The organism is Flavobacterium soyae, assembly GCF_021245985.1.
Lineage (GTDB): Bacteria > Bacteroidota > Bacteroidia > Flavobacteriales > Flavobacteriaceae > Flavobacterium > Flavobacterium soyae.
This window is the reverse complement of record NZ_JAJQXA010000017.1, coordinates 1-19,821: the sequence shown is the minus strand read 5'-3', so window position 1 is coordinate 19,821 and position 19,821 is coordinate 1. Positions and strand designations below refer to the sequence as shown.

Genomic DNA, 19,821 nt, shown 5'->3' with positions numbered 1-19,821 from the left:
ATGAAAAAAAAAATCTTTTTTAAAAACCTGATAATTGTCAGGTTTGTAGATTGTTTGCCTTTAATTTATTTGAGAAAAAATTAGTAAAAATTCGTGTAATTCGTGGCAAAAAGAAAAAAGAAATTATGTTAATTACTCTTTTTTTACATATTGACATTTATAGGATTGATTTTAAATACATAAATTTAGGCTTTTAAAAAGAGGGATTATTACATTATTCTTCTTTTAGGTTACATCATTTTACAAACCTTGTTGTTTATACTTTTTGCAAAATATGAGAAGATTTAAAAAAATTCTGCTGGTTTTAGTACTACTTATAGTTGTAATCGGCATAGGTCTATGTGCCTATATTTTTCATTTGAAGCCCAAATATGAAGGTGAATTGCAATTGAAAAACCTCCAAAAGGAAACCACAGTATATTTTGATGAATTTGGAGTTCCTCATATTTATGCCGATTCTGAAAAGGATGCGATGACTGCACTTGGATATGTTCATGCGCAGGAAAGATTATGGCAGATGGAATTGCTTCGCAGAATTGCTCCAGGAAAATTATCAGAAATCTTCGGTTCTGTGGCACTTAAGAATGATAAGTTTTTTGCCGGAATTGGTATTGACGAAGCATCGGCGAAAACTATTGCCAAATTAGACAAGAACAGTCCAAGTTATCAATTAACGATGGCATATTTGGATGGAATAAATCAATATTTAGAAGAGGGAACGACACCAGTTGAGTTTACATTGGTTGGCGTAAAAAAAGAAAAATTTACTATAAAAGATGTTTATAATATCTTTGGATATATGTCTTTTAGCTTTGCAATGGCTCAAAAAACAGATCCTTTATTGACCGATATTCGCAACAAATATGGAGCAGAATATTTGAAGGATTTGGGAATTGAAGGCGAATTTAATACTACACAGATCAAAAGCTCAAAAGAAAATATTGAAGATTATACGGCTGTTTCAAAATCGATTGCAGCATTGCTGGATAAATCGCCAATTCCGCCATTTATAGGAAGTAACAGCTGGGTTGCGGGGCCGCATAAAACAAAGAGCGGAAAAGTAATTTTTGCTAATGATCCGCATATTGGGTTTTCTCAGCCTGCAACCTGGTATGAAGCGCATTTAGTAACTCCAAAATATGAATTGTATGGTTGTTATCTGGCAGGAACCCCGTTTCCACTGTTAGCGCACAATCGCGATTATGCTTATGGTTTAACGATGTTTGAAAATGATGATATCGATTTTTATCAGGAAAAAAATAAAACTGGGGATTCAAATCAATATCAAACCCCAACAGGTTTTGCAAATTACGAAATAAGAAAAAAAACTATTAAAGTAAAAGATACTTCAGATGTTGTTTTGACTATTAAGTCAAGTCGACACGGACCAATTATGAATGATTTACTGGAACGTCTGGATCGTAAACACCCAATTGCAATGTTGTGGACTTATACGCATCAGCCAATTCAAATTTTAGATGCTGCTTATGGTCTTTCGCATGCTAAAACCAAAGACGATTTTAAAAAAGCTGCCAGCTTAATTGCTGCGCCGGGATTAAATGTGATGTACGGCGATGCCAAAGGAAATGTGGGCTGGTGGGCAACAGGGAAATTGTATAAACACAATAAAGGCGTAAATACGCATTTAATTTTAGACGGTTCAAGCGGGAAAGATGATATTGTAGAATATTTAGATTTTTCTAAGAACCCATCGGCTGAAAATCCAAAATGGGGTTATGTATATTCGGCTAATAATCAGCCTGAAGCAATTGATGGGTATTTGTATCCGGGATATTATCTGCCGGAAGATCGTGCGAAAAGAATTTCTGGTTTAATGGATGCAAAATCTGACTGGGATAAAGAAGCGATCAGCAAAATGATTTATGATAATACATCGGAAGTTGCAGTTGGAACGGTTCAAAATCTAATTTCAAATATTGATCTTAATTCTATTTCGGCAGAAGAAAAAGAAGCTGTAAAGGTTTTAAAATCATGGAAAGGAACTACAAACTTGGAAGATGTTGCACCAACGATTTACAATAAATGGATTTATCTTTATCTAAAAAATACTTTTGAAGATGAAATGGGCGAAGACAATTTCAATATGTTTTTGGGAATTTCTATAGGGAAACAAGTCATTGCCAATCAAATTAAAAATGAAAATTCGGTTTGGTGGGATAATATAAAAACGAAAAATGTAAAAGAAACCAGAAAAGACATTATTTCAAAATCATTTCACGAGACGGCTGCATCACTTGAAAAACAATTAGGAACCACAATTGCAGATTGGAAATGGGGAGAAGTCCACACGGTAGAACATGAACATCCATTAGGAAAAGTAGCAGCACTTCGCGGTTTGTTCAACGTTGGCCCATTTGCTTCGCCGGGCTCAAATGAAGTAATTAATAATCTATTCTTTGGTTTAAATAATGAAGGAAAGTATTATGTAAAAGGCGGTCCTTCAACCAGAAGAATTGTAGATTTCTCAGACATAGAAAACTGCTGGAGTATTTTGCCAACAGGACAATCCGGAAATCCTTTCAGCAAACATTACAGCGATCAGGCAGAAATGTACAACGCTGGAAAGTTTAGAAAAATGAAATTGAATAAAGAGGAAATTATAAAAACATCTACGAAACTGGTTTTGAAACCTAAAGGGTAGTTTGTTTTGTTTTGTTTCAAGTTTTAGGTTTCAAGTTTTGCGCTGCGAAATCTTTGTCAAAGTTTCAAACTTCGACAAAGATTTTGAGACTTAAAAAAACTTTGAACCTTTGTTACTTTGTCCCTTTGAACCTTTACTTAGAAACTTAGCATCTCAGAACCTCAGAACCTCAGAACCTTACTTAGAAATATACTTCCCCTTTACAATATCATTTGCAAAAATGTTCAGGTTATTAGTAAGCACTTTACTTGTAGTCATAATATTTTGGGTTTGATATGCCGTATCTTTCTCGTATGCTTTTAGTAAAGTCTCTAATTCGACTTCATCATACACAACAAAAAGATTGTAGACCGCATCCCTGAAATTTTTGTAATTGATACTTTCCGTAATTTCCATTGCTTTTTGTTCGTTCCAGCCTTCTTTTGCCGAAGCTTCATTGATTTTAGCTAAACAAAAATCAATTACGTAGGTTTTGTAATGTGCGGCTTCAATGATTTTGTCTACAATAATTTTGTTTTGCTGTGTGGGCATTGCCGGAGGAGGCGGATTTACTTGCGAAATAGAAATAGTTGGAATAAACAGGCATAGGAATAAAGCCAGAAAAACATGCTTTTTTAGATTTTTCATAGGTTATTTTAGTTGTTTTGGGTACGGCTAAAATAATATTTTTTATGATAAATCATCAAATCTGAATGTTACAAGTTATAACAAAAAAACTCCGATAAAACAGATTTAAAATCGATTTTATCGGAGTTGGTTTTAAGAGATTTTCTAAAAATTATTTGGCTTTATTTTTTGAAAGTTCTTCTAATACTTTTTTTCCATTTTCATTCGAAGGATCAAGTTCGACGGATTTAGAATAATTGGTAAAAGCCAGTTTTTTATCACCATCGGCTAAATAAGCTTCGCCTAAACTATCGTATACATTTCCTGATTTTGGGAAAGCTTCTACATTAATTTTAAAAACTTCGATGGCTTCTTTCTTTTTTCCGGCTTGCAATAATTGATAACCTGCATCATTCATGTCGCCTTCTTTAATACCATAAGTTGGATCGCTTTTTAATTTCTTATAAGTATCTAAACCTGCAGTTGTACCTTTTTCTTTAAAAATGTCTAAAAGTTCAAGTGCCATTGATTTCTTCGGCTGCTCAAATGGTTTGTTGTACAAAATAGCACGAATTGCATCATTCATTTCACCTAAAACAGTTCCGCCTGTGTTATTCAATAAAACAATCAGATTTTTATCTGCAGGATAACGAGAGATTATTGTATTAAAACCGTTAATCCCGCCCCCGTGACCTATGGTTTTTAGTTTTACTTTATCTCCATTATCCACTTCATCAATAAACCAGCCGTAACCGTAAGAAGCTCTTCCTAAACTTATATAAGACTTAAATAATGATTCCATTGATTTTTCTGAAAGTATTTTATTGCCATATAGGGCCTGATCCCAAAGATATAAATCTTCTACAGTCGAGTATAAAGAGCCTGCTGCATAAGGAATACTCATGTCAATAAAAGAAGAGTTAACAAAATTTTTTCCTTGTTTTTCATAACCGGCTGCTCTGTTTTTAAGTATAACTTCGCTATGGTCAAAACCTGTGTTTACCAGTTTTAAAGGCGTAAGAATAGTTTCCTGTAAATATTGTTCGTATGTTTTGCCTGTTACTTTTTCAATAATATAACCCAATAAAAAGTAACCGGAATTGCTATAGTTAAATTTTTCGCCTGGTTTAAAATCAAGAGGCAGTTTATTAAATGTTTTTACAAAGTTTTCCGGAGTATAAGGGGTACGGCTTTTATCTTTAAGAAAGTTTGGTGCAGCAGTATAATTTGGAATTCCGGATGTATGCGTAAGCAAGTTATGAATAGTGATTTTATCTCCGGTTTCTTTTGGATAATCAGGCAAATAAGTTGTGATTGGAACATCCAGTTTTAGTTTACCATCTTCAGCCAGTTTTACAATTAAAAAGGCTGTGAATTGTTTGGTGATAGAGCCTAATCTGAATTTAGTGTCGGGTTGATTTGGAATATTCCATTCCATATTTGCCAGACCAAAACCCTTTTTAAAGATTACTTTTCCGTTTTCGGAAACTAAAGCAGATCCGTTAAATTGTCCATATTCATTGTATTTGGCTAAAAGATCTTCGATTTGTTTTGCCTTGTCCTGTGCAAAAACAGTTATTGTAAAAAGCTGCAGTATTATGCATAGTGCAATTAGTTTGATTGATTTTTTCATAATGATGAGTTATGGGTTTAGTTAATGAATGATTCGTTTTTGATTGATGATTGAAATTTATAAAATATAGATATTCAGTATGTTGAATCGAAATTACGATTTTTTTATTTGAATTAAATCTATGAGCTTAAAATGTTAGACGATTAAATTAGCTTTTGGTTTCACTATTAATCATTTTTTTTTCATTTTATTTTCAATCAAGACGAATTCGAGCATAAATTTAAACCTTCTATTATTAGTTTTGGGCTGAATATTTACCATAACTTTATTAGTCATTTGCGAACAAAAGTAAATGCCTTCATTCATTTCGTATTTGTTTTTACTGGTATGAACTTCTATAACATTTCCAGTTACAATAGCAAGATTAAAACAGCCATTTGGTAAAACGAGTTTATTTTCGATCAGGCTTTCGCCGATGCTGTTATCCAGACACCAAATTTTATTGACAAACCTTTCAGCTTTTGGGGTTACATAATGTTCTGAGTAGAGGTTCATTTTTGGGTTTTTCTATATGGTATTCAGTAATCTTAAAATTGTAGACTAAAATAAGATTTTTTCTATTACATTCTTTAAAACAAACTCCCCCAATAATCTCGCTTAGTATTCTGACATTCTTCTAAAATAATTTCTGATTACTGCAATTTTTTTTTACGCTGATTTAGCAGATCTGGCAGATTTTTGTAAAGCATAATTTATCTGCTCAATCAGCTAAATCTGCGTGAAAAAATCATTACAATCTGAATAATCTGTGGCTAAATAGAAACTTAACAACTCTGTGGCTTTGCGAGATTTTTTCGCCAGTTAAGATTTTATTTAAACGAAATGACTTCTTTTGAAAATCTAAATATATCTAATAAAACAGGATTTTGTTATGAAACCGGGTATATATGTCCCAATAAATATTTGGTGTTTAAGGTTAAATATTTGTTGTAATTTAAAGCTTATGTACAATTATTACCTATTTTTACGATCTTATATATTAGATTTTCCCCGATGCAAACTTCTCTAAAAATTGCTGTTGTAGGTTCTGGACTTGTAGGATCGCTGTTGGCAATTTATCTTAAAAAAGCAGGTCACACAGTTCATGTTTATGATCGCAGCCCTGATATTCGAAAAATAAATTTTTCTGGACGTTCTATTAATCTTGCAATGTCTAATCGTGGATGGAAAGCCCTTGATGGTGTTGGAGTTGGAGATGCGGTTCGGGAAATTGCAATTCCGATGGGTAAACGTGCTATTCATTTAGTCGATAAACTCAATTTTCAGAATTACGGACAGGAAGGCGAATCGATTTATTCGATTTCTCGAGGAAAGCTAAATAGAAAAATGATTGATTTGGCCGAAAATGCCGGAGCAGAATTTCATTTTGAACAAAAAATCTGGGATGTAACGCTGAGCGATGCGACTTTGCACATTGGCGAAAGCGAAAGAGGCGAGTGGGAGGAGAGAAAATATGATATGGTTTTTGGTGCCGATGGTGCTTTTTCGAGAATCCGCCACAGAATGCAGCGTCAGAGCATGTTTAATTATTCTCAGGAATTTTTAAATATGGGTTATAAGGAATTGAATATTCCGGCAAATGCTGACGGAACACATAAATTAGATAAAAATTCTTTTCATATTTGGCCGAGAGGCGAATATATGTTAATTGCACTTCCTAACCTTGACGGAAGTTTTACCTGCACTTTATTTATGCCTTTTGAAGGAACTAATTCTTTTGAATCGCTTACAGATCGTAAAATGGTAGAAGATTTCTTTGAGAAAAACTTCCCTGATTCGATAGAAGTGATTCCGGAACTGGCAAATGATTTTTTTAAAAACCCAACAAGTACTTTGGTAACGATGAAATGTTTCCCTTGGACTTACGAAGATAAAATTGCTTTGATTGGAGATGCCTGCCATGCTATTGTTCCGTTTTACGGACAAGGAATGAATGCCGGTTTTGAAGATATTACGGTTTTAAATGAAATGATTGAGAAATTTGGAGATGACTGGAAAAAGATTTTCTCTGAATATCAAATTTCACGCAAACCAAATGCCGATGCAATTGCGGAACTTTCCTATCGAAATTTCATGGAAATGAGTACCAAAACAGCAGACGAAAAATTCTTATTGCAAAAGAAAATAGAAAAAGTCTTCTCAGATAAACATCCGGATAAATGGATCCCGCTTTATAGCCGTGTTACCTTTAGTGACCGCCCGTATGCCGAAGCTTTGGCAATTGGGGATTTCCAAAACGCAATTATGGATGAAGTTTTAAAACTGGACAACATAGAAAATATCTGGGACTCACCAGAAGTTGAAAACAAAATTTTAGAATTGCTGCAAAACGCATAATTTTTTAAACCATATAAGTTATATAAGTTAATATAATGCTTTGCGAATAATAATAAACCCGACAGGTTTTAAAACCTGTCGGGTTTGGTATTTAGTGACTTAATATAATTCAACATATAAATTAAATGAACTTATATAACTTATATGGTTTAATATTTTTTACTTCTTAAAGATTTTGGTTAAAACGCCAAATACACCTCTTATAAAAGTAGCACTAGTTACTACTTTTAAAACAGATTTCCCTACTACACTTGCTGTGCTTGGTTCTGCTTTTGAAGATCTTGTAGGTTCCTCTTCTTCTCGTTGAGCTGCAGCTTCATTGGCATCGGTTATTTTTTTAGTTAAGATTTCGTAGGCGCTTTCACGGTCAATTTCTTCAGCGTATTTTTTAACCAATTTCGATTTATTGTTTATCTCCTCAATTTCAGATGGAGATAAAATATCCATTCGGCTTTCAGGCGCACGCATCATTGTCGCAACAAGCGGCGTTGGAACTCCTTTTTCGTTTAGAGCTGTTACCAAAGCTTCTCCAATTCCTAAACTTGTAAGCAATTCATCGGTTTTATAATATTCAGAAGTTGGGTAATTATCGGCTGTTTTTTTAATCGCCTGACGATCATTTGCTGTAAAAGCTCTAAGTGCATGCTGAATTTTTAATCCTAATTGTGCCAAAACACCGCTAGGAACATCCATTGGGTTTTGAGTCACAAAATAAACTCCGACACCTTTAGAACGAATTAGTTTTACAATCGTTTCAATTTGTTCTAATAATGCTTTGCTGGCTTCATTAAATATTAAATGTGCTTCATCTATAAAAATTACCAGTTCTGGCTGTTCTGCATCACCTTTTTCAGGCATTTTTTGATAAATCTCAGCCAAAAGACTTAACATGAAAGTAGAGAATAATTTTGGTTTATCCTGAATATCCGTCAAGCGGATGATGTTTACATAACCTTTTCCGTTTTCGTCAATTCGCATTAAATCATCAGTTTCAAAAGACAATTCGCCAAAAAACAAATCACCGCCCTGCTGTTCCAGTTCAATAATTTTTCTAAGAATCGTTCCGGTTGTAGCAGTTGAAATTTTGCCATAACTGGCTGCAATTTCATCTTTACCCTCTTCTGTAATATAATTGATAACTTTTTTAATGTCTTTTAAATCTAATAAAGGCATTTGCTTGTCATCACAATATTTAAAGATAACCGCAACAACTCCAGTCTGAATGTCATTTAAATCTAAAATCCTCGAAAACAAAACCGGACCAAATTCTGAAACCGTCGCACGCAGACGAACTCCGTTTTGTTTAGACAAAGACATTAACTCAACCGGAAATGCGGCTACATTATAAGGTACATTTATTTTAGCATGTCGTTCTGTAATAAAACCTTCTTCTTTTCCTTCTTTTGCAATACCGCTAAAATCACCTTTTATATCCATCATCAAAACCGGAATTCCGACATTTGACAATTGTTCAGAAAAAACCTGAATTGTTTTTGTTTTTCCGGTTCCTGTGGCTCCGGCAATAAGACCGTGGCGGTTTAAGGTTTTTAAAGGAATCTTGACATGAGCCTCAGCAATTGCTTCTCCATCTAAAATTGCGCCCCCAAGAATTATAGAGTCACCTTTGGCAGAATAACCGTTATTTATCTCCTGAATGAAATTATCTTTTTTATTCATGTTTTTATTTGTAATTTAGATGATTATAAGGGTTTTGTTTGATTTTTTAACAATTTAACTATCTTTTTTTTAGTAGGAAAATGCTTTTTTTGATTGAAATAAACATAAAAAATAAATTCGCAGCTTTTTAAGAAGATTTCAATGGATTGTTTGAATATTTACTAAAACGTTGTAATTTTTTTATTAATCGCCTTTTTTTTTGTTTTATCATAAAAAAGACACCGACAAATTAATGAGATATTTTTTAATTTGACGTTAAATTTCCTTCAATAAAATTAAAAAAAGTTTTTTTATTTAAACTAAACGTATAAATTTGCTACCCTACAAGTTAAATATAACTAAAAAATAAAAATTATTTAAAACTATTAAAATTTAAAAAAATGGCAAACGTTAAAGTTAAAAAAGAAAGCACTTCAAATGGAGGAGGGATGATTACAGGAATCATTATTGTTGCGTGTATTTTGGTTGGGGTGTTTATTTGGAAAGTAATCATGGGAGATGCTGCTAACTTCGAAGGAGGTAACCCTGAAACTGGACATCCAATCAATACATTAGGACAAGTTTATAAAGGAGGATTTATTGTACCAGTATTATTAGGTATGTTTTTAATGGTTGTTGTTTTTTCAATTGAAAGATTCATTGTTATTGGTAAAGCTGCAGGAAAAGCTAACCTTGACAAATTCATGAAAAACGTTCAAGGAAGTATTAAAGAAGGAAACATCGAGGCTGCTATCGCTTCATGTGACAAACAACAAGGTTCAGTTGCAAACGCAATTAAATCTGCTTTGATTAAATATCAAGACGTTAAAAAAGAAGGTTTCAACAGTGAAGAAGCTTCAGAAGTAATCCACAAAGAAATCGAAGAGGCAACTTCATTAGAAATGCCAATGTTAGAAAAAAATATGACTATTATCTCTACTTTAGTATCATTAGGAACTTTAGGAGGATTATTAGGAACTGTATCAGGTATGATTAAAGCGTTTGGTGCGTTAGCTTCTGCTGGAACTCCTGACCAGGCTGCTCTTGCAACTGGTATCTCTGAGGCACTTATCAACACTGCTACAGGTATCTCTACATCTATCTTAGCAATTGTTTCTTACAACTTCTTTACTGCTAAAATCGATGATTTAACTTACTCTATCGATGAGGCTGGTACTACAATCGTGAATACTTACAGAAGATTCAGAGGAAGTTTGAAACAATAATTAATTTTTGATATTAATAATTACAATTAATTATATCAAAATAAAAATAAAAAGATAATGGCTAAAATAAAAATGAAAAAGAAGTCAACATCGACAGATATGACTGCCATGTGTGATGTTGCGTTCCTTTTGCTTACGTTCTTTATCTTGACCGCTACTGCTAAAGTGCCTGAGGCGCTTCCTGTAGATACGCCAGCATCTACTGTACAAAGTAAATTACCAGATTCTGATTTGGCTATTATTACAGTAGGAAAAGGAAAAGTATTTTTTGACATCAAAGGGAGAGAGATTCGTAAAAGAACTCTTGAAGGAATGGGTGCAAAATATGGTATAACTTTTTCAGAAGATGATAAAGCTAAATTTGCTTTAATGGATGACTTCGGTGTGCCAATTGCAGGTTTAAAGCAGATCATAGATATGAAAGCGGCAGATAGAACTAAAGCAGGTCAACCTGGAATTCCATTGGATTCTTTAGATAATCAATTAAAAGACTGGCTTCTAGTTTCTAGAAGAGCAACTATAGATCTTGATGATAAAGAATTGCAGATTGCAATAAAAGGAGATGCTAAAGAAGAATATCCAAAAATTAAAAAAATTATGGATATTTTACAAGATCAGAAAATCAATTCCTTTAACTTAGTTACTGGTATGAGAGGGAAAGACTTTTAATTAAAAAATATACACTAAAATGGCTGAATTAAATACCGGCGACGGCGGTGGTGGTAAAGGTGGTAAAGTAAGAAGTAAAAAGCAAAATTCGAAAGTCGATTTAACGGCGATGGTGGATTTGGCATTCTTATTGATTACGTTCTTTATGTTAACTACCTCGTTGTCAAAACCTCAATCGATGGATTTGTCATTACCGGATAAAAATGAAGATCCAACTAAAGACAAGGATTTAAAAGTTGATGAAAAACGTACGATGACCATCATGATGGGTGAGAATAATAAACTTGTGTATTACATGGGACTATTAGATGCACCAATCGCAGGGCCTAAAGATATTGCTTATGGTAAAGATGGTATACGTAGAGAATTATTAGCTCGTAAAAAATCTGTTATTGAGTATACTGGAAATAAAGATAAAGGAATTATCGTTATCATAAAACCAGGTACAAAATCGAAGTACAAAAACTTAGTAGATATTTTAGATGAAATGGCTATTACTGGAGTTGGAACTTACGCTATCGTTAACGATTTTCAACCTAAAGAAAAAGAATTGTTAGAGAAAAAATAAGATTTTCTTGTTTTTCAATAACCTAATAATCAATAAAAATGAAATTAGATATAATTAAAAATCAGTGGCTTGATATCGTATTCGAAGGGCGTAATAAGATATATGGTGCATATGAGTTAAGAAAATCGAACACAAAAACTACGGTAAGAGCACTTATCATTGGTTCAGTTATTTTTAGCTTTGCTGTAGCAGCTCCTCTTATTGCAAGCTTTTTACCAGATTCTAGTGAAGAAGATGTAAATAAAGATATCAAGATTGCTACAGTAAAATTGCCTCCTAAAAAAGAGGAAGTTAAGCCTAATCAACCACCACCTCCACCTCCGCCTCCAAAAGTGGATCAGGTGAAGTTTGTGAAACCGGTTGTAGCTAAAACAGAAGAAATTACTGAAGACCCACCAAAAATTGTAGAGCTTAAAGATAAGAAAGTGGGTTCTGAAACAATAAAAGGAGATCCGGATGCAGTTTTAACTGTAGATGAGCCAGTAGGTACGGGACCAGTTTCTCAAGTAGTAGAAGAAGATAACAGTGTATATAACACAGCTGGTATCGAAGTAAAACCTGATTTCCCTGGAGGGATGGATAAATTCTACAAATTCGTAGGAAATAATTACAAGACTCCGGAAGAAGAAGGTTTAAAAGGTAAAGTTTACGTTACTTTTGTAGTTGAAAAAGACGGTTCATTAACCGACATTAAAGTTTTAAGGGATATCGGTTACGGTACAGGAGCAGAAGCAATTCGTGTTCTTAAAAAATGTCCAAGATGGACTCCTGGCGAGCAAAATGGTAAAAAAGTTAGGGTTCTTTACTCTTTACCTATTACTATTCAATCTGCAGAATAATGTTAAAAAATATGCTTAATAATATTCAGAAGAAATCGCTCAAAGAGCGATTTCTTCTTGTTTTAGGAATACTGTTTTTTTTAATATATCTTGTGCTGGGTTTAATGATAATGTTTTGGGAAAAACTTCCTTTAAATATGGAACCTAAATACAGATATGCTTTTGGCGGATTGCTCATTGTTTATTCAGCAATACGTTTTTTAAGATTAATAAATTCAAATACAGAATAATTATGCTAAAAAACAGCAGGTTTTTAGGTTTGGTTGTTTTTGTTTTTTTGTTTGCAATGTGTAACCAAAAAAGCAAGAATGAATCTGATAAAGAAACGATTCTAAAAGGTACTTTAGAAATTACAGTTGATGAAACTGTAAAACCAATTGTTGAAGACCAGGTTGCGGTTTTTGAAGGAACTTACTACAATGCAAAAATTTCACTTAAGCCTAAATCTGAAGCTGAACTTATAAATGATCTGCTAAATCAAAAAGCTAAAGTTGCAGTTACAACCAGAGATTTAACTAAAGAAGAAATCAGCAGATTCGAAAAAAGTAAAATTAAACCTAGAATCACTCCTTTTGCTATAGATGCTATTGCATTAATTTCTAACAAAAGTAATAATGATACATTAATTGCGTTGAAAACTGTAATTGACTTTATGCAAGGTAAATCAGATCCTGGAATTAAAGGTTTGGTGTTTGATAACCCAAATTCAAGTACAGTTCGATATATGAAAGAACTGGCAAAAGTAAAAGATGTTTCAACAAAGAATGTTTTTTCTTTTAAAACAAATGATGAAGTAATTAAATTTGTTTCTGAAAATGATGGAATGATTGGTGTAGTTGGAGTAAATTGGTTATCACAGCCGTCACCAAATATGGTTGATGTTGTGAAAAAAATAAATGTATTGAGTGTAAAAGGATTAAATGATGATAAATATTATAATCCTACACAAAATGATCTTGCAGAAGTGAAATATCCTTTGGCACGTGATTTGTTTATAATTAACTGTCAGGGTTATTCTGGATTAGGAATGGGGTTTGCCTCATTTGTTGCAGGAGACATCGGACAGCGAATAGTTTTGAAATCGGGATTACTTCCAATAAGAACTCCGGGTAGAAAACTTAAAATTAGAAATGAAATTTTAAAAGATAACGAATAAATTAATTACTATAAAGATGAATAAATTTAAAATTTTTAGTCTTGCTATGGTTGCTTCAGCTTCTGTTGCAAATGCGCAAGATATCAAAGAAGCAAAAAAGGCAATCGATGCTGAACAGTTTCAAAAAGCAAAAACATTACTTAAATCAATCATCAAAGCGAAACCTTCAGATGGTGAAGCTAATTTTGTTTTAGGTAATATTTACTTAAATCAAAGTGTTGTAGATTCTGCTAAAATCTATTACTTAAACGGAATTGAAGCATCAGATAAGAAAAATTTAAACTATATTGGTTTAGGTCAAATCGATCTTGATAATAAAAACACTGCTAGTGCACAAGCTAACTTTGCTTTGGCTACAAAAGATATTAAGCGTAAAGATGTAGATGAATTCATTTACATTGGTAAAGCTTACATGAACTCTGTAAATCCTGATTATACAAATGCAGTTGCAAGTTTGAAAAAAGCTTTACTAATCGAACCGCAAAATGCAAGTGCGCTTTTAGCTATTGGAGATGCATATTATGGAGCTAACAATCAAAACGATGCTTACAAGGCTTATCGTGATGCTTTTACAGCAGATCCAACCCTTTTGAGAGCAAAAATGCAATTAGGTGTTTTATTGAAAGGAGCAAAATCTTACGATGAAGCTATTAAATCTTTCAATGAAGTTATTGCTTTGAACGCAAATTATGGCCCAGTTTACAGAGAATTAGCTGAAACATATTACAAATGGGGAAGAAACAAACCTTCTACAGCTAAAGTTAATTTGCAAAATGCAATTACAAACTACGAAAAATACCTAAGCTTAACAGATTATTCTTTAGATTCTAAAATGCGTCACGCAGATTTCTTGATCTTGGTAAAAGATTATAAGAGTTTAGAAACTGTTGCAAACAAAATGATTGCTGAAGATAAAGTAAATCCTAGAATCTTTAGATATTTAGGTTACGCTGCTTACGAAAATGGAAACGTTGATGTCGCTATTAAATCTATCGAAGATTATATCAAAACTCCAACGAATAAAGTAATTGGCAGAGATTATTTATATTTAGGTTTATCTAAAATTAAAAAAGGAACAAATGCTGAAGGTGCTGTAGATCAGGCTTCGTTTGACGCAGGTATTGCAGACATCAAAAAAGCAATTGAATTAGAGCCGTTAGTAGTTGAAGAACTTAACGATTTAGGAAAAGCTTTATTTGGAAAAAAACAATTTGCTCAGGCAGCTTCTATCTTTGAATTTGGTGCAAACAACAAAGATTCTAAGAACTACTTAGATGATAACGTTTATTATGGTATTTCAGTTTACTATGCAAATGCTAATAAAACTGGCGGAGCTGCGGATGCTGCTCAGTTAGCTAAAGCAGATGCTGCTTTTGATAGAATCTTAGTTGCATCTCCAACTTACGACGAGGCTTACTTATACAAAGGAAGAATCAACAACTTGTTAGAAAAAGATGATTTAATTATCAAAAACTACGAAGAATACGTTGCTAAAACAACTGCAAAAGGCGCTGAAGAATTAGCAAAACCTGCTACAGTTAAAAAAATCGTAGAAGCTTATAACAGTATTGGAGCAAGTTATGCAAATACTGATAAAGCAAAAGCAATTGAATATTTCAATAAAACTTTAGTTTTAGATCCGGCAAATACATACGCTTCACAATCAGTGAAAGCTTTAAAATAATATAGTTTTAAACTAATTTATTAAAACCGATAGTTCACTTTGAACTATCGGTTTTTTTGTTCCATAATTAATTGACTATCTTTGCACATTAAATTAAAATAATGTTACCAAAAGAAATACAATTAGAAGTAAACAAAGGAGCGATGCTGCCTTTGATGGAAGAATTTTATACCATTCAGGGCGAAGGTTTTCATACCGGAACTGCTGCTTACTTCATTAGAATTGGAGGCTGTGATGTTGGATGTCACTGGTGTGATGTAAAAGAGAGCTGGAATGCAGAACTGCATCCGCCAACAAATATCGATGTAATTGTAAATAATGCTTCAAGTTATGCAAATACAGTTGTGGTTACCGGCGGAGAACCGCTTACATGGGACATGACGCTATTGACGCAGCAATTAAAAAATAAAAACTTAAAAGTTCATATCGAAACTTCCGGAGCCTATCCATTATCTGGAATCTGGGACTGGATTTGTCTTTCACCAAAGAAAAATAAACTTCCAACGCTGGATGTTTACGCTAATGCGAATGAATTAAAAGTAATTATTTATAATAAACACGATTTTATCTTTGCAGAAGAACAAGCAGAATTGGTTAATGATAATGCCATTTTGTTTCTTCAGCCGGAATGGAGTAAAAAAGAAGAAATGACTCCGCTGATTGTAGATTATGTAATGAATAATCCGAAATGGAGAGTTTCACTTCAAACGCATAAGTATTTAAATATACCATAAGTCATAAAAAAACTCTCCAAATTTGGAGAGTTTTTTTATGTAATAAATATACATTGTATAAAAAATGCACAATATGTTATTTCCAGTTTTTGTGTTTTTTCAAATTGGTAACATGTGCTAAATGATGATTTCCGTGCCAGGCATACATTCCAATAATTTGTTTAATCCGATATTCCGAATTATTTTCAGGATGAATAAATGACTTTTCTAAATCAACTTCGGATAAATTTCTCATTATATAAGTTAATCTAAAATGCAGTCCATCCAATAAATTTAGTGTTGGAGTGATTGGCATCGTTAAACTATCAGGCAGTTCCGACCATAATTTTTCATCGTATGGTTTTATAATCGGATTGTTTTCAGTTAAAGCCCACTTTAATCTAATGTAACAATTCATGTGACTTTCGGCGCAATGATGAATTACTTGTCTAACAGTCCATCCTTCAGGACGATACGGAGTATCTAATTGCTCATCATTAAGAAGAATAACTTCCTTTTTTAACCTTTCTGGAAAAGTCGAAATTTCTTCAATCTTATCTAAAATATATTTAGATGTGAATTCTTTAGGAACTTCAAATTTTCCTATAGGGTATTTTAATTTTTCTAAATCTAAATTTTCCATGATTTCAATTTTTGTTTTGTGTTAAATAGAAAGCCTGGCTAAATAATCGTAATGCTCACCTTCCATAACTAATTCACATTTTAATCCGTTTGCAATTGCGGCATTTTGCAGGGTATTATAATCGAGATACAGCCAGTCAAAAGTTTCTTCTTTTTCTCCTTTATAAGATATTGTAAAAGTAAGCTCCCCATAATACTCTGTTTCAGACGGAATCCATTTTCCGCCATCTTCATCTTCATCAAACATATAAATGATATCAGAACTGTCAATTAAAATCTGCCCGCCCGGATTCAAGAGTGATTTCAGTTTTGATAAATAGGTATTACAGTTTTCTAATTTTCCAAAAATACCAGTTCCGTTCATCAGTAAAATAATCGTGTCAAATTTTTCTCCTTCAAAATCTAATATATTTTCAACTTTAGCATTTTTCAATCCTCGAAGTTTACAAGTTTCAACTGCTTTTTCAGAGATATCTATTGAAGCAACATCTAAATTGCGGTCATTTTGCAAAGACAAACTATGGCTTCCGGCTCCGCATCCAACATCTAAAGTCTTTCCTGTTGCAAGTTGTAAAGCCTTTTGTTCAATTTTCGGCATTTCATTATAAGAGCGGAATAAATATTCAACACTCATTTCATCTTCTTCAGAAATTGAAGTTTCAGTAATAATATCTTCGGGCGAATTATTAGTCTGGAAATCATACATCGCTTTCCCAAAAAGATCTTTCATCGTAATTTAGTTCAAAGTTTAAGGTTTCAAGTTTAAAGTTGTTTAATTTTGCAGCTCAACTTTAAATTTTAAACTTGAAACAGATTTTAAATAACTTAAATAAGTTAGCCAAAGATAAGCATATCGAAAACAAAAAGTATTTTGATAAGCTGAAAAAGAAACAGCCAAAAAAATTAGATTATGTTATGCAGGACTTGCATGATGTCGAATTTAAAAAAACGGATTGTTTACAATGCGCCAATTGTTGCAAAACAACTGGGCCTCTGTTTACTTTGGCAGATATTGAAAGAATATCAAAATCTTTCAGGCAAAAACCACAGCAATTTATTGACCAGTATCTGCGTATCGATGAAGATAAAGATTATGTGTTGAAAAGCGTTCCTTGTACTTTTTTAGATAGCGAGAATTATTGCATGATTTATGATGTAAGACCGAAAGCCTGCCGTGAATTTCCGCATACAGATCGTAAAAAGTTTCATCAAATTGCCGACTTGACTTTAAAAAATGTTGCAATTTGTCCAGCCGCCTATAATATAGTAGAAGAAATGAAAAAGAAATTACCGCTTTAAGTGTTTAAAAAGCATTGTTACTTTAAGATTATACATTTCGCTTTTTTAAATGTATTTTTGAATAACCTGAAATTGAATAAGAAATATAAATCATAACAGAACCTTAAATTGAATCTAGAATACTTTATAGCAAAAAGACTCATCACTGCCAAAGATTACAAAAGCAGTATATCGGCACCAATTATTAAAATTGCTATTTCGGCAATTGCAATAGGTATTATTATGATGATCGTTTCTGTAGCAACCGGAATTGGTTTACAGCAAAAAATACGCGAAAAAGTTTCTGCATTCAACGGCCAGATTATTATTTCGAATTACGATAACAATAATTCAGAGATAACCTTAATTCCAATTTCAAAAAAACAAGATTTTTATCCAAAATTCAAATCAGTTCCAGAAGTAAGCCATATTCAGGCAGTCGCAAGTAAAGCAGGAATAATTAGAACCGAAAATGCTTTTGAAGGAATTGTTTTTAAAGGAGTAGGGGCCGATTACAATTGGAATAATATAAAAGAATATTTAGTAGAAGGTAAACTGCCTGATTTTTCAAAAACACTAAACGAAGAAGTCATCATCTCAAGATTTCTTGCAGATCGATTGAATTTAAAATTAGGTGACAGTTTTAATACTTTCTTTATAAAAGAAGAACAAGGGAAACTGCCAAACAGCCGTAGATTTAAAATAGCAGGAATTTTTAGTTCAGGATTTCAGGATTTCGATGCTACATATATAATAGGAGATATTCGTCATATTCAGCGAATCAACAAATGGAGCCCAGATCAGGTTGGGGCTTTTGAGGTTTTTGTAAAAGACTTTACAACTATTAAAGAAACAGGAAATCAGATTTACGAACAAATCTCTTCAAATCTCGATACAAAAACAATTACCGAAAAATATAGTTATATTTTTGACTGGCTTCAACTTTTCGATTTCAATATAATTGTAATCCTTGCTATAATGATTCTGGTTGCTACAATTAATATGGTGGTCGCATTACTCGTTCTTATTTTAGAACGCACACAAATGATTGGAATCCTAAAAGCATTAGGAGCAAATAACTGGACAGTCCGCAAAGTTTTTCTATACAATGCATTCTATCTAATCGTTCGAGGATTGTTTTGGGGGAATTTAATTGGAATTACACTGTTGTTAATTCAACAGCAATTCGGAATCATCCATTTAAATCCCGAAAACTACTACGTTAACCAGGCTCCCGTATATTTAAATTGGGGTTATATAGCTCTGTTGAATTTACTAACCATCACAGTATGCTTCTTAGTATTATTAATTCCATCCTATATAATTACAAAAATCTCTCCTGTAAAAGCAATTCGCTTCGATTGATTCAAGAAAATAAGATATTTAACAACCCGACAGATTTTGAAAACCTGTCGGGGTTGTTTTTTATACATATTATATGTAATAACATTATAATTGCGTCCTAATTCACCGTAGAGACGCACAGCAGTGCGTCTACGTCCTGTATAAGACGAACTGCATCTCCAAAGAAAATCTAATTCACCCATACCTAATATATATAGTACTGTCCGGCTGAGCGAAGTCGAAGCCTTTTAAGTTTGAAGATTAATAAGGAGCTTAATCCCGCTATGTGTTTCAATCTTTTATTTTGAACCCAAAATAAAAGGATTTCCTCCCGAAGCCTCGGGACTATCAGGGCTGGGGTATGAGTTTTCAGAAGAAAAACATCTTAAAAAAAAGAAACTCTGCACCTCTGCGCCTCTGTGAGATTAATAAAACGACAGAAAATCGGACCTTGGAAACATAATTCTTCATCATTAAACCCTGGCAAAACATAAAAACTCTTCAAAAACGGTATTGGTGAAAGGGTGTAAAATAAGGAAAAAGCAAAGGACTGCAGAAAAACCTGACAATATTTTAAAAAACTTTGCATTGTAAAACTTGTGTTATCAGAGAGTTAAGAAATAATTGCAAAAAAGATTAAAAAAACTCGCTAAAAAGGCTTGTAAATGTAAATAAAGGTTCTACTTTTGCACCCGCAACAGCGAAAGACGTTCCCTGAAACACTGGCAAGAAATGAAAATCAAAACTGAAAAATTTTTCAGAAAAAAGATTAGAAAAAGCTTGTGAGATTTGAAAAATGCTTTTACAT

At 32.9% G+C, this 19,821-nt stretch carries 18 protein-coding genes; 12 read left to right on the top strand and 6 right to left on the bottom strand.

Annotated elements, in window-relative coordinates; translation table 11 throughout:
* Positions 1-274 precede the first annotated feature (274 nt).
* Entirely contained in the window at positions 275-2,662 is a 2,388-nt protein-coding gene (locus LUU93_RS17890) for a penicillin acylase family protein (protein WP_232682529.1), read from the top strand.
* Between the two features lie 177 nt (positions 2,663-2,839).
* On the opposite strand, the gene LUU93_RS17885 is transcribed toward LUU93_RS17890, so the two are convergent.
* From LUU93_RS17885 to LUU93_RS17875, 3 genes are all read right to left on the bottom strand, one after another.
* Positions 2,840-3,289, bottom strand: coding sequence for a hypothetical protein (locus LUU93_RS17885; protein ID WP_232682528.1), 450 nt, complete (start codon positions 3,287-3,289; stop codon positions 2,840-2,842).
* A gap of 151 nt (positions 3,290-3,440) precedes the next feature.
* Positions 3,441-4,901: a serine hydrolase domain-containing protein gene (locus LUU93_RS17880; RefSeq protein ID WP_232682527.1), complete on the bottom strand. Its 1,461-nt coding sequence runs from the start codon at positions 4,899-4,901 to the stop codon at positions 3,441-3,443.
* 171 nt (positions 4,902-5,072) lie between these two features.
* Complete coding sequence (locus tag LUU93_RS17875; protein WP_232682526.1) at positions 5,073-5,396, bottom strand: hypothetical protein; 324 nt, start codon at positions 5,394-5,396, stop codon at positions 5,073-5,075.
* 498 nt (positions 5,397-5,894) lie between these two features.
* On the opposite strand from LUU93_RS17875, the gene LUU93_RS17870 reads away from it, so the two are divergent.
* Positions 5,895-7,238: an FAD-dependent oxidoreductase gene (locus tag LUU93_RS17870; RefSeq protein ID WP_232682525.1), complete on the top strand. Its 1,344-nt coding sequence runs from the start codon at positions 5,895-5,897 to the stop codon at positions 7,236-7,238.
* A gap of 159 nt (positions 7,239-7,397) precedes the next feature.
* On the opposite strand, the gene LUU93_RS17865 is transcribed toward LUU93_RS17870, so the two are convergent.
* Complete coding sequence (locus LUU93_RS17865) at positions 7,398-8,915, bottom strand: helicase HerA-like domain-containing protein (protein ID WP_232682524.1); 1,518 nt, start codon at positions 8,913-8,915, stop codon at positions 7,398-7,400.
* A 380-nt stretch (positions 8,916-9,295) separates the two neighbouring features.
* Between LUU93_RS17865 and LUU93_RS17860 the strand changes: the two genes are divergently transcribed.
* The 8 genes from LUU93_RS17860 to LUU93_RS17825 all read left to right on the top strand — a co-directional run bounded on the left by LUU93_RS17860 (position 9,296) and on the right by LUU93_RS17825 (position 15,770).
* Positions 9,296-10,120 carry a MotA/TolQ/ExbB proton channel family protein gene (locus LUU93_RS17860; RefSeq protein WP_232682523.1) on the top strand — a complete coding sequence of 275 codons (825 nt, stop codon included), beginning with the start codon at positions 9,296-9,298 and terminating at the stop codon, positions 10,118-10,120.
* Positions 10,121-10,177: 57 nt separating this feature from the next.
* Positions 10,178-10,789, top strand: coding sequence for an ExbD/TolR family protein (locus tag LUU93_RS17855; protein WP_232682522.1), 612 nt, complete (start codon positions 10,178-10,180; stop codon positions 10,787-10,789).
* A gap of 19 nt (positions 10,790-10,808) precedes the next feature.
* Positions 10,809-11,357, top strand: coding sequence for an ExbD/TolR family protein (locus LUU93_RS17850; RefSeq protein WP_232682521.1), 549 nt, complete (start codon positions 10,809-10,811; stop codon positions 11,355-11,357).
* A 38-nt stretch (positions 11,358-11,395) separates the two neighbouring features.
* The gene (locus LUU93_RS17845; RefSeq protein ID WP_232682520.1) at positions 11,396-12,196 is read left to right on the top strand and encodes an energy transducer TonB; all 801 of its coding nucleotides are present in this window, start codon (positions 11,396-11,398) and stop codon (positions 12,194-12,196) included.
* On the top strand, positions 12,196-12,426 hold the full coding sequence (locus LUU93_RS17840; protein ID WP_056208268.1) for a hypothetical protein: 231 nt from the start codon (positions 12,196-12,198) through the stop codon (positions 12,424-12,426). The genes LUU93_RS17845 and LUU93_RS17840 overlap by 1 nt, the downstream gene beginning before the upstream one ends.
* A 2-nt stretch (positions 12,427-12,428) precedes the next feature.
* Positions 12,429-13,352, top strand: coding sequence for a PstS family phosphate ABC transporter substrate-binding protein (locus tag LUU93_RS17835; RefSeq protein WP_232682519.1), 924 nt, complete (start codon positions 12,429-12,431; stop codon positions 13,350-13,352).
* A 16-nt stretch (positions 13,353-13,368) separates the two neighbouring features.
* The gene (locus tag LUU93_RS17830) at positions 13,369-15,036 is read left to right on the top strand and encodes a tetratricopeptide repeat protein (RefSeq protein ID WP_232682518.1); all 1,668 of its coding nucleotides are present in this window, start codon (positions 13,369-13,371) and stop codon (positions 15,034-15,036) included.
* A 101-nt stretch (positions 15,037-15,137) separates the two neighbouring features.
* Complete coding sequence (locus LUU93_RS17825; RefSeq protein ID WP_232682517.1) at positions 15,138-15,770, top strand: 7-carboxy-7-deazaguanine synthase QueE; 633 nt, start codon at positions 15,138-15,140, stop codon at positions 15,768-15,770.
* 76 nt (positions 15,771-15,846) lie between these two features.
* Here the strand turns inward: LUU93_RS17825 and LUU93_RS17820 are convergent, their stop codons facing one another.
* Together LUU93_RS17820 and LUU93_RS17815 are read right to left on the bottom strand one after the other, a co-directional pair.
* Positions 15,847-16,392, bottom strand: coding sequence for a YfiT family bacillithiol transferase (locus LUU93_RS17820; RefSeq protein ID WP_232682516.1), 546 nt, complete (start codon positions 16,390-16,392; stop codon positions 15,847-15,849).
* 21 nt (positions 16,393-16,413) lie between these two features.
* Positions 16,414-17,121 carry a class I SAM-dependent methyltransferase gene (locus LUU93_RS17815; RefSeq protein ID WP_232682515.1) on the bottom strand — a complete coding sequence of 236 codons (708 nt, stop codon included), beginning with the start codon at positions 17,119-17,121 and terminating at the stop codon, positions 16,414-16,416.
* Between the two features lie 74 nt (positions 17,122-17,195).
* Between LUU93_RS17815 and LUU93_RS17810 the strand changes: the two genes are divergently transcribed.
* On the top strand, positions 17,196-17,690 hold the full coding sequence (locus LUU93_RS17810; protein WP_232682514.1) for a YkgJ family cysteine cluster protein: 495 nt from the start codon (positions 17,196-17,198) through the stop codon (positions 17,688-17,690).
* A 108-nt stretch (positions 17,691-17,798) separates the two neighbouring features.
* Entirely contained in the window at positions 17,799-19,034 is a 1,236-nt protein-coding gene (locus LUU93_RS17805; RefSeq protein WP_232682513.1) for an ABC transporter permease, read from the top strand.
* Positions 19,035-19,821 lie beyond the last annotated feature (787 nt).

What these genes read in the sequence shown, in the direction of transcription:
- LUU93_RS17890 (WP_232682529.1), top strand. Translation starts at nt 275, where the DNA reads ATGAGAAGATTTAAAAAAATTCTGCTGGTTTTAGTACTACTTATAGTT.
- LUU93_RS17885 (WP_232682528.1), bottom strand. Translation starts at nt 3,289, where the DNA reads ATGAAAAATCTAAAAAAGCATGTTTTTCTGGCTTTATTCCTATGCCTG.
- LUU93_RS17845 (WP_232682520.1), top strand. Translation starts at nt 11,396, where the DNA reads ATGAAATTAGATATAATTAAAAATCAGTGGCTTGATATCGTATTCGAA.
- LUU93_RS17875 (WP_232682526.1), bottom strand. Translation starts at nt 5,396, where the DNA reads ATGAACCTCTACTCAGAACATTATGTAACCCCAAAAGCTGAAAGGTTT.
- LUU93_RS17850 (WP_232682521.1), top strand. Translation starts at nt 10,809, where the DNA reads ATGGCTGAATTAAATACCGGCGACGGCGGTGGTGGTAAAGGTGGTAAA.
- LUU93_RS17860 (WP_232682523.1), top strand. Translation starts at nt 9,296, where the DNA reads ATGGCAAACGTTAAAGTTAAAAAAGAAAGCACTTCAAATGGAGGAGGG.
- LUU93_RS17840 (WP_056208268.1), top strand. Translation starts at nt 12,196, where the DNA reads ATGTTAAAAAATATGCTTAATAATATTCAGAAGAAATCGCTCAAAGAG.
- LUU93_RS17865 (WP_232682524.1), bottom strand. Translation starts at nt 8,915, where the DNA reads ATGAATAAAAAAGATAATTTCATTCAGGAGATAAATAACGGTTATTCT.
- LUU93_RS17835 (WP_232682519.1), top strand. Translation starts at nt 12,429, where the DNA reads ATGCTAAAAAACAGCAGGTTTTTAGGTTTGGTTGTTTTTGTTTTTTTG.
- LUU93_RS17880 (WP_232682527.1), bottom strand. Translation starts at nt 4,901, where the DNA reads ATGAAAAAATCAATCAAACTAATTGCACTATGCATAATACTGCAGCTT.
- LUU93_RS17825 (WP_232682517.1), top strand. Translation starts at nt 15,138, where the DNA reads ATGTTACCAAAAGAAATACAATTAGAAGTAAACAAAGGAGCGATGCTG.
- LUU93_RS17830 (WP_232682518.1), top strand. Translation starts at nt 13,369, where the DNA reads ATGAATAAATTTAAAATTTTTAGTCTTGCTATGGTTGCTTCAGCTTCT.
- LUU93_RS17855 (WP_232682522.1), top strand. Translation starts at nt 10,178, where the DNA reads ATGGCTAAAATAAAAATGAAAAAGAAGTCAACATCGACAGATATGACT.
- LUU93_RS17870 (WP_232682525.1), top strand. Translation starts at nt 5,895, where the DNA reads ATGCAAACTTCTCTAAAAATTGCTGTTGTAGGTTCTGGACTTGTAGGA.
- LUU93_RS17820 (WP_232682516.1), bottom strand. Translation starts at nt 16,392, where the DNA reads ATGGAAAATTTAGATTTAGAAAAATTAAAATACCCTATAGGAAAATTT.
- LUU93_RS17815 (WP_232682515.1), bottom strand. Translation starts at nt 17,121, where the DNA reads ATGAAAGATCTTTTTGGGAAAGCGATGTATGATTTCCAGACTAATAAT.